The following is an 11,810-nucleotide window of genomic DNA, read 5'->3' on the forward strand; positions in this document are numbered from 1 at the left end:
TTCACTGCGCAAGATCCATACCAGATAATACCTTAATAACCAGCCTGCTGCAACGCTTATATTCTATCACACCCCCTCACCCCTGTAAAACACAAAAACCCCAAGAAACAACAAAAAGCAACAAAAAAAGACATCCTGCAGACCACATTATATGATCTGCCGGACATCTCTCTTTTTCATATCACGCTGTTAATTCAATTTCACAATCACCAGTCAATCCCGAAGCTCTCATGGCAGAGCCTCGTTATTTCAGATATCCCGAAAAATTTTTCCAATATCCAATATTATTTAATAAACTTAACCTCAGGATAAATTGCCTGCTTGGCAGCCTCTTTGCGCTCATTAAATACAACCTTGTTCTCCTCAAACAGGTTACGTCCCTGTGCATCGATAGATACGATCAGCGGTCCAAACTCCTTAACCTTGTTGCACCATAAAGTCTCAGGCATTCCAAGCTCATCCCAGTGATGCTCAACAATCTTCTCAACCTCTGTAGCAGCCACAACTGCACATCCAGCCGGGAAAACACAGTGGATAGCACCGAACTCTTTACAAGCACGCTCCGTATTCGGGCCCATACCACCTTTACCAACGATCACTCTGACACCAGTCAGTTTTGTAAACTCATACTCGAACTTCTCCATACGCATGGAAGTTGTCGGTCCTACAGAAACCATTTCATAATCATCCTCTGTACCCTCGATCTTACGAACGATCGGGCCGGCATGGAAAATCGCTTTGTTGCGGATATCATACGGAAGCTCTCTTCCATACTCAACCAGACGACGGTGAGCAACATCACGGCAGGTCATCAGATCTCCGTCCAACCATACAATATCGCCGATTTTGATATCAGCCAGGTCTTCTGCGCTTACAGGTGTAATAAGAACTTTTTTATCTCCTCTGATTTCGATCATGATTTTTCCCTCCGTTTATATTATGCATTAAATTTCCATGTGGAATGAGTATCACAGGTTACTGTAAGATCCGGATTTACAACCAGATGTCCACGACGGTGGGACCAGCATCCAACATTTACTGCAACACCGATGGTAGATGGATGTCGTGCAGTATTCTCAATGTTAACACCCATTACAGAATACTTTCCGCCCATACCCTGCGGTCCAAGGCCGATGGCATTGATACCATCCTCGAGAAGCTTCTCCATTTTTGCTGCGTTTGCGTTATCGTTGTGAGAACCGATCGGACGCATCAGCGCTTTCTTGGAGTTCAGAGCAGCTGTCTCTACAGATGTTCCTACACCAACACCAACAAGAAGTGGAGGACACGCATTCAGTCCGTAGGTTGTCATCTGATCAAGAACGAAATCTGTAATACCTTCATATCCTGCCCCCGGCATCAGAACCATTGCTTTTCCCGGAAGGGTACATCCGCCGCCTGCCATATATGCGTAGATCTCACATTTATCGCTGTTCGGAACAATATCCCACCATACAGTCGGGGTTCCTTTACCAACGTTTTTCTTTGTGTTGTACTCATCAAAAGTCTCAACGGAATTATGTCTTAACGGTGCTGCAAAAGTAGCCTGAACAACAGCATCTTTCAGAAGTGCTTCCAGCTCATTGATATACGGGAAATTTGTTCCGCATTTCAGCCAGAACTGAAGAACTCCTGTATCCTGACAGCTTGGGCGGTTCAGCTCTACAGCAAGTCCCTGGTTCTTTGTCATTGTTTCATAAAGAACCTTTGGAAGTGCAGCTGTTTCCTGTGAACCAAGCTCTTCAAGTTTATTAACTACGTCATCCGGTAATTTTTTTCCAATATGGGCAACAAAATCTGCTACCATGTCTGTTAATACTTTAACTCCATTTTCCTTAGTCATGATTTACCTCCTGATATGGTTCGATGGTTTAATGTTTTTTAGTTACATAGGTTTTTGTTGGTTGTTTCATCATTAATTTTGGCTGATTAATGGTTAAGATGGCTTTTTTGGCTTATTTATCATTTCTCCTTCACTGTATGGTCAGTGCAGAAGGGAATGAACTTAATTAAAAGTGTTGCTGTCACAAAGTGAACAGTAACTCAAAAGTTTCTCTCCTTACGGATAGAACGGAAACAGGATCGGCAACAGAATCATACAGATCACAAAGGATACCAGGATCAGCGGCAGACCGGATTTCACATAGTCCTTGAATTTGTATCCTCCAAGACCGACTACCATGGTGTTTGCCGGCATACCGATCGGTGTTGCATATGCACAGGAACCTGCGATAACAGTTGCGATAACAACGGCTCTCGGATCTGCTCCGAGGTTGTTTGCAAGAGATACCGCAATTGGAATCATCAGTGCTGTGGTTGCTGTATTTGACATGAAATTTGTCAACACACAGGTTACAATAAAAATCACCAGAAGAAGAAGGATCGGACTCGGATCTGCTCCAAGAAGTCCTACAATCTTATCTGCGATCAGCTCTCCGGCTCCGGTTGTATCCAATGCTTTTGCAAGTGTCAGCGAACCGCCGAAAAGAAATACAACCTTCAGGTCAATGGACTTCAGTGCGTCTTTCTCGGAAATAACTCCTGTCAGAACCAGGAGGATCGCTCCGATACATGCGGAAACCTCAATGCTGATGCCGATCTCTTTCTCAAAGATCATTGCAAGGATCACAAGGATCAGTACTATCAGGGAAACGGTCTGTTTCCACTTCGGTACATGACTGAAATCCTGCTGATCTTCAAGAACTGCACCGGATGCATTCTTTCCATCCGGAAGGAATTTATATCCGATAAGGACAAAGTAAAGGATTCCGATCAGAAGCATCGGAACTCCAACCGGCGCATACATAAAGAAGCTTGTGGAAAGCCCCATCTCCTGAAGTGCATTCACACCCATCAGGTTTCCGGGTGCACCGATAATAGAAAGGTTTCCGCCAAGTGCTGCGGCAAATACCAGCGGCATCAGAAGACGGCTTCTGGAATAACCGGACTCATCGGCGATTCCACAAACTACCGGGATCAGCACTGCTGCAGTACCTGTATTGGATAAGAATCCAGACATTACACCTACGATCACCATAATCGCAATGATCAGTGTTTTTTCTGTTCTGGCAAATTTCGTGACCAGTCCTCCGATCTTATTTGCCATTCCTGTTTCGAACAATGCCTGGCCTACTACAAACATGCCAACGCAAAGGATTACGTTACTGTTTACATACTGTGAAAATGTTGTTGTTGCATCCACAACTCCTGTGAGTGTCAGACCGATGGCACAGATTGAAGCAGTCAGTCCAAGAGGAATTTTTTCAAGGATGAAACTGATGATGGTGAACACAAGAAACAGCAATGTGATAGTTGTCTGAGACATTTCTGTACTCTCCTTTCACTATGTTGTGATTTCATATTGTTTTCTTCTGAAAAGTATAGGCCGTACACGTTTCTTTTGATGGCTTTATTATAACTCGTGTACATATAAAAAAACAAATTAGCGAAACACATATCCGCATAAAAAAAATTTATACTCTCAATTTTTAATGATAATTTTTATGCGCTATTGCTATAAACTCCTCTCATTTTTAAATGAATATGGAATTTTTCACATGTCCATGGTATCTTTATAATGACAGTCAGCTCCAAAGAGTATGTTCTGTCCCCCATTTATTTCGATAAAAAGCAGCAAAATCTGTTAAGAATTTCATCTGATAATACACTGAGAGAAGGCATATCATGACACTGAACCAACTACGTTACTTCTGCACCGCCAGCCGCTGCCACAGCATTACAAAAGCAGCCGAAGAATTATATGTAACCCAGCCTACTATTTCCATGGCTATCCGTGATCTGGAGATTGAATTCGGGATCAGCCTTTTTTCCAGGAAGGGAAATCAGCTGATCCTGACTCAGGAGGGAGAATCCTTCTATGAAAAAGCTACCTATATCCTTCAGTACTGTAATGAACTCCAGGCTGACTACTCCAGCATGTCCAGAGTTAAACCCCCTCTTCGCATCGGCATCCCGCCAATGTTAAGTACCGTATTTTTTCCGGAGCTTCTTACTGCTTTTCACGAAAAGCACCCGGAGATTGCTGTTGTCCTGGAGGAATACGGCTCTGTCCGCGCCTGCAATCTGATCCAGGATGATACCCTGGACGTCGCTCTGGTCAACATGGAACAATATAATATTGATAAATTCCACAACACAGTCCTGGCTGACGACCAGATTGTTTTCTGTGTAAGCAATGACCACAAACTGGCAGAAAAAGAAACGGTTACCATAAAAGAAATGTCAAAAGAACAGCTGATATTTTTTAACCCGGACTCTGTCCAGAATCAGCTTTTGAAGATGCGTTTTGAGATGGACGGCTACAAACCAAATGTTGTTATGCGGAGCAGCCAGATCTACACCACCCTGCAGTTTGTAAAAACCGGGAAATACGGATGCTTTCTTTATACCAGCATGACAGATAAATTTTCCGGTTCCGGTATTACCGGTATTCCCCTTGAACCACCCATCCGGGTAAAGATCGGCATGGTATGGAAAAAAGGCAAATACATCAGTGGTGATATGTTGACATTCCTTCATTTCACCCGCATGTACTATAAAGAGCATCCACTGATAGAAAAGTAAAGTCCTGTCAAAAAAACAGATTATATGTCGATTAATTTTACTAATAAATGGAATTTTTTTAATAAACCCCATTGAAATCCGTCAATTCTTGTGATACTCTGTGTTACAGTGTATTTCTACACAAAACGAATGGCCGCCACCACCGCACACAAAAAGGTCCTGGCATCATTCAAAAATAAAAAAACTCAGGAGAGTCTCTTCAAATCAAAAGGGAAGAGCGCCGAAGGTGTACGCAGCACACAAAATGCTGTAAATCTCTCAGGCAAAAGGATGGAGGAAAGAGTAATGTTTACACAAATCAACAACTTTATCACATGGTTTGACGGAGTCGTTTGGGGACTTCCGCTGATCATTCTGATCCTGTTCACAGGAATTCTGTTAACCGCTCGGTTAGGCCTTTTACAGGTAAGGCATCTCGGAAAAGCACTGAAATTCATGGTTAAAAATGAAGAAGGCGGTGATGGTGAGGTCACAAGCTTTGGAGCTTTGTGTACTGCGCTTTCAGCAACCATCGGAACTGGAAATATCGTAGGTGTTGCAACTGCTATCGCAGCCGGCGGACCTGGCGCACTTTTCTGGATGATCGTAGCCGCATTTTTCGGAATGGCAACCAAATACGCAGAAGGCCTTCTGGCAATCAAGTACCGTACCATTGACAAAGAAGGCCACGTTCTCGGTGGACCATTCTACTACATCGAAAACGGTATGGGAAAACAGTGGAGATGGCTTGCAAAGATCTTCGCATTTTTCGGAGCAGGCGTTGGACTTTTCGGTATCGGAACATTTACACAGGTAAACGGTATCGCATCTGCAGTCACCAACTTCTTTGATCCGGATAAAGCACACACAGTAGCACTTTTCGGAAATACATATTCCTGGGCAACTGTAGTTGCATGTCTGGTACTTACCGTATGCGTAGGACTTGTCGTTCTCGGCGGAATCCGGAGAATCGCAAAGGTATCCCAGGTCGTTGTACCGTTTATGGCAGTTCTCTATGTTGCACTGGCACTGATCATCGTGATCACAAACATCACAGCAGTTCCTGCAGCGATCGTAACTATCGTAAAATCTGCTTTCACAGGAAGTGCACTTGCAGGTGGCGCAATGGGAACCATGGTCGTAGCTATGCAGAAAGGTATCGCCCGCGGTATCTTCTCCAATGAGTCCGGTCTTGGTAGTGCCCCGATCGCAGCTGCTGCAGCTCAGACAAAAGAGCCGGTACGTCAGGGTCTTGTATCCATGACAGGTACTTTCATTGATACCATCGTCATCTGTACCATGACAGGACTTTCCATTGTCATCACAGAGACATGGAACACAGGTCTTGAAGGTGTTGCCATCACAACCGCCGCTTTCCAGAAAGGACTTCCTTTCCCGCCGGTTGTAGCATCCTTCTCACTGATGCTGTGCCTGGTATTCTTCGCATTCACAACGATTCTTGGATGGGATTACTACGGTGAAAGATGTCTGGAATACCTGTTCAACAGAAACAAAGCCGCAGTTACAACATACCGCTGGCTGTACATCATCTGCGTATTCATCGGACCATATATGACTGTAGCAGCTGTATGGAACATCGCAGATATCTTCAATGCCCTGATGGCGTTCCCGAACCTGATCGCTCTTCTTGCCCTGAGCGGTGTGGTTGTAAAAGAAACAAAAGATTTCTTCAAAAGACATAAAAATTACGAGTTCTGATCCCGGACATCGTAATCAACTGAAAACACGCACAAACCCATAAAATTCCCCCTAATATCATACAAAAAAGACGCGTACCCTTTTATCATCCGATAAAGAGTCGCGTCTTTTTCATTATTCTAATTTTAATGAAACTTCTCTGATCATGCACCTGACTTTTTCACCTGTATGATGATCTTCTCAGTCTGCGGAAATTCTTATGCCAGCGTCAAAATCTCCATCTGCCGTGTAAGATCCGCCGCATCCAGGATCTCTCCGTTTCGAACGTCCTTCTTATCAAGCCGGACACAGATTTCCCCGCCATCTGTCATATGGAAAAAATTATCTGTAAGTGTCGCATCCACATCCGTAAATCCAATAGCTGTAAACGGGCTGAAACAGCTGCTCTTCAAATGGATCACAAATGCATCATCCTGCTCCTCCACCTCAGCAGTGATCTCCGGTTTATCCAGTTCCAGATACTTATATGGAACAAGAGTCTCCACATCACGGAGCACCCTTCCATCAGCCAGTGTCACTTCCGCCTCAAGAAAAATCTCATACTTCTTATCTTCCCATCCTGAAACATCCACCGTCAGGATCTGCCCGGACTCCTGCACACCCACAGTGCCCTTTCCGGTAATCTTCTCAAGAATCTCGCATTCCATATTTTTCACATAAAAGACAACCTGATATGACTGTGCTTCCATACTTTCATTTGCCAGATACACCTGCATGGTATCCCCATCCATGCACATACTCACCGCCTGTGGCCCATAGAATTTTTTTGCCATATAATGAAGTGCCTTCCAGCGACCAAAATAGTCGATACTTGCCCAGGACGCCACCGGCCAGTTATCATTGATCTGCCAGTAAAGAGTTCCCATACAGCGGCCTCTGTGACGTCTCCAGTGATCTACGCCATACTTCATGGTCATTCCCTGAAGGATCTGGCTCACATAGAGAAGCTTGCGGAAATTCTCCGGATAACGGAAATTCTCCGAAAGGTAATACAGGATCTTTCCGTTGGCTGCCGGATTCTTCTGGTGTTTCTCCATCACCCTGGAAAAAATATTCCGGTCTTTTTCTTCCGTAAAGCTCTCTACTGTTTTCAGACACGGGAAGGACTGGAAACCAAATTCCGAACAGAACCGGAAATAATGCTTCTGATAATCCGTAAAAGGCTTCTGGCCATGCCATACATCCCAGTAGTGACAGTCCCCCCGGTTCTCATCATCCGGCTCATCAAAACAACCCCCGGAACTCGGAGAAGACTGCCAGAAAAAGGTCTCGCTGTCTGCCGCTTTCACTGCTTTTGGCACCACATGCTCAAACATTTTTATGTAGTCCGCACGAAGATATTTCGACTCACTCTGCACCTCCGGCCAGTGATCCCAGGCAGATTCCATCTCGTTATTTCCGCACCACAGTCCCAGAGATGCATGATGACGGAGACGTTTTACATTTTCTGTAATTTCCTTCGTGATATTCTCTTCAAATTCTTCTGTAAGATCATAAACATTACAAGCAAACATCAGATCCTGCCATACGATCAACCCCATCTCGTCACAGAGATCATAGAAATGATCCGAAGGATAATAACCGCCACCCCACACACGGACGCAGTTAAAATTGGCACGTTTACAGGATTCCAGAAGGTACTCCTGAAGCTCCGGCGTGATCCTGGAATAAATACAGTCCTCCGGAATATAATTTCCGCCCATGGCAAAAATCTTCACGCCATTGACACAGAACGCGAACTCTTTTCCCCAGAGATCTTTTTCCTGGCTGATGGTAAGAGTACGGAGACCAATGCGCTTCGTTATAGTTTCCAGAACTTCGCCATCCTCATCCAGAAGTTCCACCTTAACTTTATATAACGGCTGATCGCCGTAGCCGTTTGGCCACCAGAGTTTCGGGTTGTGGATTCTTCCCGTCAGAGTTACAGAATTACTGTTCAACAGTACAGCTCCATCTGCATATATCTCTAAGTCTCCAGTCTCCTGAACCGCATGTCCATTTCCACGGACACTCGTCATATCCTTCCGGATACTCACTCTCACCTGACACTTATCCACAGCATCGCCGCTCACAGCTACAGTTGTACACACATCCACAGCATTATCCCCATGCCTTTGTGTGATCTTCACATCCTCAATCCTCGGATGACTGTACGCTTCCAGATAAATATCACGGAAGATTCCGGCATCAATCGTCTGGGGGCCCCAGTCCCATCCAAACATGCAGTGTGCCTTACGGATCAGCTGGTTTCCTTTCATTCCGCCGCAGGGAACATAATGGATCTCTTTATTCTCTTCATACTCATAATCTTCGATATACTTAAACACCGACCGAAATACGATCCGGATCTGGTTCTCACCGGAATGAAGAAATCCTTTCACATCCAGTTTCCAGGTACGGTGCATATTATCTGTAGATCCGGCTTTTTTTCCATTGATATAAATATCCGCAAGTGTGTCCAGTCCCTCGCATACCAGGATCACTTTCTTCTCATTAAGGACATCCTCCGTAACCGCAAACGTTCTGCAAAATTCATAATCCTTCCAGAACAGTTCCCTCGTGGCATCTTCATTGGTGCGGTAAAAAGGATCTTCAATCTTTCCGGCCCCGTAAAGTCCGGAAAGTACAGATCCCGGAACCTGCACTGCACATAATGTATCTTTCCCCGCTTCCGCCAGCTCCCACCGGCCATTTAACATAATCTTCCTCATAAAATATACCTTCTCCTGTAAAAATCCCCTTGCAGACTATGGCATTTCCATCAATTACTATATCAAACCTGACTGTTCAGAATATAACTTCCCGGAATTACTACAGACTTTCTTATATTATTCTGTAACACATTCGTTTTTACAGTCCTATATTTGGGACTGTTGTATTTTTGCAATCTGTCCTATAATCCGGACTTTATTTTTATTATCCTTACAACCCTTTTTATAACTTTCCCCCATAATTCCGGTAATTCTCAATATAATCCAGGATCTCCTCCGGATCTTTCATGAACCGGCACATATCCACAACATCTCTTGCCATGAATTTCTCCCCTGCCGTATACTCCAGAAGGGCCCTCATGCTGTCATAATATCCGTTGATATTATAAAGAACGATCGGCCTGTCGATCCGTCCCAGACTTTTCAGTGTCAGGATCTCAAAAAACTCCTCATACGTACCAATTCCACCAGGTACCACGATGGTCGCATCGGAACGGCTTTCCAAAAGGTGCTTCCTCTCACGCATATTTTCCGTAAAAATAAACTCTGTACAATGCTCATACAGGACTCCCGGCTTGTCAAAAAATCGCGGTGCGATCCCCAGGATATAACCTTTCTCTCTGTCAACGCCACGGGCCGCCGCACCCATCAGTCCTTCTTTTCCACCGCCAAAAACAAGGCCATGGCCACGTTTTCCTATCAGCCGTCCCAATTCCTCTGTTTTCTCATAATAAATCTTTTTCAGTTCTGCGCTGGATGCTCCATATATACAAATATTCATGCTTCTGTCCCCTTCTCTGCTGCCTTCACAAATGCCTGTAAAAGTTTCATCTGCTCCGAAGAATCATACATCATCTCCGGATGCCACTGCACAGCCACCGCAAATGGATGATCCTCAAGTTCCATAGCTTCCGGCACCCGGTCCTCGGACCAGGCTGTGATCCTCACATTCTCCCCGGCATCTTTTATCGCCTGATGATGAAAAGAATTCACCCGGATCTCCCGGTTCCCATAAGTCTTTTCCAATATACTGTCTTTGGCAATGCTCACTTTATGCCACGCCACATTTCTCGGGTACTTATCCCCGAAATGATGTTCAAACCCCCCTTCTTTTTCCAGATCCTGATACAGGGTTCCGCCGCAGGCCACATTCATGATCTGAATGCCACGGCAGATCCCGAGGATCGGCTTTTTCTTTTCCATCATAAAATATCTGGAAATCGCAATATCCTGCTCATCCCGCATGGGCATGATCGTTCCGCAGTACCCTTTTGGAAACGCCCCGTACCGCTCCGGCCCTACATCATGTCCGCCGGAGATCAGCACTCCGTCCAGCTGTTCCAGGAACGGTTTCGCCGCCTCCAGATCTCCATACTGCGGGATCAGCACAGGAATCGCACCGGCTTTCTCCAGGATATACACATAATCACCGCTGACAAAGTCCCAGTCCTGCCCGGTGATCCCCATGCCCGAAACCATTCCAACAGCATCCCTGTAGTCAAAATTACAGGTAACGCCGATCACAGGTTTTCTTTCCCTCATCCTTCTCCTCTTTCCACCAAAAAATGGTCGCTTTTACAGATATTCTACCGCAAATCCATACTTCCTACAATAGTCATCGACTCTGGTATTTTTTCTGCACAGGATCTTTGTCCCTTTATTTATGATCCATTCTCCCAGCACTTCTGGATCCCCGGAAAATTCCACTGTTTTCAACATACTGCACCCGTGAAACGCCCATTTTTCCACAGTTTCCACATATTCCGGAACCCGGACATATTCCAGATTTCTGCACTTCAGAAAAGCGCTCTCTCCAATAAATTTCAGCTTTTGAGGAAGTTCCAGCTTCTGCAGTCCGGTCTGATAAAACGCCTCTCTTTCAATCCGCTCCACAGACTGAGGAATTTTTATCTCTGTCAGATTCCCACATTTATAAAATGCCCTTCGCCCAATCTCAGTGATCATTTCCGGAAGCACTACTCCGGAAAGTTCCTGGCACTCCATAAAAGCTTCTGCCGGAATTCGGATGATTTTCTTATTCTCTTCAAAAACTGTCTTCTGCAGTCTTTTACACCCGTACAAAACCCCTTTTCCAATATATTCTGTTGTAGCCGGGATTTCAAAACTTCTCAGGTTTACACAACCGGAAAAAGCTCTGTTTTTTATAACTTTTATTTTCTCTGATCTTACTGTTCGAAGCCTTGTACATCCGGCGAAACTTTCTCTGCCAATCTCTCTGACGCAGTTTTCCAGGCTCACTTCTCTGATCCGGATATTATTCTTCAGTGCCTCGTCCCCGATTCGGCTATAAGGCTGTCCGATAACAAGAATTCTCTCTCCGTGTTTCTCTGCACATCCTCTTACAAATGTTTTTTCTCTTTCTTTCTGCGAACGCCACACCAGTGTTTTCTGCATTTTTTAACCTCTCAACAAAAAAACGGATGCAATACCCTGAAAGATATCGCATCCGTATATAATGATCATGTTTTCAACAATACCATCTGCTACCGCAATATCTCTGAATTCAGGAAATGTTTCTTTCTGTGTCCCGAAAAATAGGTACACAAAACCAAACAATCTCCCCCTCCATTTATCATTGCGTGTAATAACTGGTAGCAGCTTTAAGCAGGTATCCTGGCTTATGTAATCACGATCCCTCCCCTTCTCATACAGATCCGTACAATGGTTACAGAAAGATCTAAACAAATACAGTAGCACGACTGCCTGGGATTCTCACCCTGTTCCCTCTTGGCCCTGCCGATGTGGCAGAGAACTTAAAACCGGTAATTGTTTTTTCTCCATATTTAACTGTTCAGA

9 protein-coding genes and 2 riboswitches are annotated in these 11,810 nt (G+C 44.7%); of the genes, 2 read left to right on the forward strand and 7 right to left on the reverse strand.

What is annotated here, in order from left to right:
- Positions 1-284: 284 nt before the first annotated feature.
- The 3 genes from ttdB to G5B12_RS09455 all read right to left on the reverse strand — a co-directional run bounded on the left by ttdB (position 285) and on the right by G5B12_RS09455 (position 3,325).
- The gene (gene ttdB / locus G5B12_RS09445; protein WP_021651208.1) at positions 285-917 is read right to left on the reverse strand and encodes a L(+)-tartrate dehydratase subunit beta; all 633 of its coding nucleotides are present in this window, start codon (positions 915-917) and stop codon (positions 285-287) included.
- Between the two features lie 20 nt (positions 918-937).
- Entirely contained in the window at positions 938-1,843 is a 906-nt protein-coding gene (ttdA, locus tag G5B12_RS09450; RefSeq protein WP_021651209.1) for a L(+)-tartrate dehydratase subunit alpha, read from the reverse strand.
- 216 nt (positions 1,844-2,059) lie between these two features.
- Positions 2,060-3,325, reverse strand: coding sequence for an SLC13 family permease (locus tag G5B12_RS09455; protein WP_174088100.1), 1,266 nt, complete (start codon positions 3,323-3,325; stop codon positions 2,060-2,062).
- Positions 3,326-3,684: 359 nt separating this feature from the next.
- Here G5B12_RS09455 and G5B12_RS09460 point away from each other — a divergent pair, with 359 nt between their 5' ends.
- Positions 3,685-4,584, forward strand: coding sequence for a LysR family transcriptional regulator (locus G5B12_RS09460; protein ID WP_118071498.1), 900 nt, complete (start codon positions 3,685-3,687; stop codon positions 4,582-4,584).
- Between the two features lie 176 nt (positions 4,585-4,760).
- Positions 4,761-4,868, forward strand: a riboswitch (glycine riboswitch).
- Between the two features lies 1 nt (position 4,869).
- Positions 4,870-6,282 carry an alanine/glycine:cation symporter family protein gene (locus G5B12_RS09465; protein WP_174088101.1) on the forward strand — a complete coding sequence of 471 codons (1,413 nt, stop codon included), beginning with the start codon at positions 4,870-4,872 and terminating at the stop codon, positions 6,280-6,282.
- Positions 6,283-6,479: 197 nt separating this feature from the next.
- Here G5B12_RS09465 and G5B12_RS09470 read toward each other — a convergent pair whose 3' ends face one another.
- The 4 genes from G5B12_RS09470 to G5B12_RS09485 form a co-directional block, all read right to left on the reverse strand.
- The gene (locus G5B12_RS09470; protein ID WP_174088102.1) at positions 6,480-8,993 is read right to left on the reverse strand and encodes a beta-mannosidase; all 2,514 of its coding nucleotides are present in this window, start codon (positions 8,991-8,993) and stop codon (positions 6,480-6,482) included.
- A gap of 223 nt (positions 8,994-9,216) precedes the next feature.
- Positions 9,217-9,774 carry a TIGR00730 family Rossman fold protein gene (locus G5B12_RS09475; RefSeq protein WP_021976060.1) on the reverse strand — a complete coding sequence of 186 codons (558 nt, stop codon included), beginning with the start codon at positions 9,772-9,774 and terminating at the stop codon, positions 9,217-9,219.
- The gene (locus G5B12_RS09480) at positions 9,771-10,535 is read right to left on the reverse strand and encodes a gamma-glutamyl-gamma-aminobutyrate hydrolase family protein (RefSeq protein WP_021976061.1); all 765 of its coding nucleotides are present in this window, start codon (positions 10,533-10,535) and stop codon (positions 9,771-9,773) included. Before G5B12_RS09480 ends, G5B12_RS09475 begins: the two co-directional genes overlap by 4 nt.
- Before the next feature lie 33 nt (positions 10,536-10,568).
- A complete protein-coding gene (locus G5B12_RS09485; RefSeq protein WP_118071501.1) occupies positions 10,569-11,408 on the reverse strand; it encodes a leucine-rich repeat domain-containing protein in 840 nt (279 codons plus the stop codon).
- Positions 11,409-11,600: 192 nt separating this feature from the next.
- A riboswitch (cobalamin riboswitch) is annotated at positions 11,601-11,786 on the reverse strand.
- Positions 11,787-11,810 lie beyond the last annotated feature (24 nt).

It is taken from the genome of Blautia sp. MSK.20.85 (genome assembly GCF_013317245.1).
Classification (GTDB): domain Bacteria; phylum Bacillota; class Clostridia; order Lachnospirales; family Lachnospiraceae; genus Blautia_A.

Excerpts from the sequence above, each read along its gene's own strand:
- G5B12_RS09480 (WP_021976061.1), bottom strand. The coding sequence starts at position 10,535 with ATGAGGGAAAGAAAACCTGTGATCGGCGTTACCTGTAATTTTGACTAC.
- G5B12_RS09465 (WP_174088101.1), top strand. The coding sequence starts at position 4,870 with ATGTTTACACAAATCAACAACTTTATCACATGGTTTGACGGAGTCGTT.
- G5B12_RS09475 (WP_021976060.1), bottom strand. The coding sequence starts at position 9,774 with ATGAATATTTGTATATATGGAGCATCCAGCGCAGAACTGAAAAAGATT.
- G5B12_RS09455 (WP_174088100.1), bottom strand. The coding sequence starts at position 3,325 with ATGTCTCAGACAACTATCACATTGCTGTTTCTTGTGTTCACCATCATC.
- ttdB (WP_021651208.1), bottom strand. The coding sequence starts at position 917 with ATGATCGAAATCAGAGGAGATAAAAAAGTTCTTATTACACCTGTAAGC.
- ttdA (WP_021651209.1), bottom strand. The coding sequence starts at position 1,843 with ATGACTAAGGAAAATGGAGTTAAAGTATTAACAGACATGGTAGCAGAT.
- G5B12_RS09470 (WP_174088102.1), bottom strand. The coding sequence starts at position 8,993 with ATGAGGAAGATTATGTTAAATGGCCGGTGGGAGCTGGCGGAAGCGGGG.
- G5B12_RS09485 (WP_118071501.1), bottom strand. The coding sequence starts at position 11,408 with ATGCAGAAAACACTGGTGTGGCGTTCGCAGAAAGAAAGAGAAAAAACA.
- G5B12_RS09460 (WP_118071498.1), top strand. The coding sequence starts at position 3,685 with ATGACACTGAACCAACTACGTTACTTCTGCACCGCCAGCCGCTGCCAC.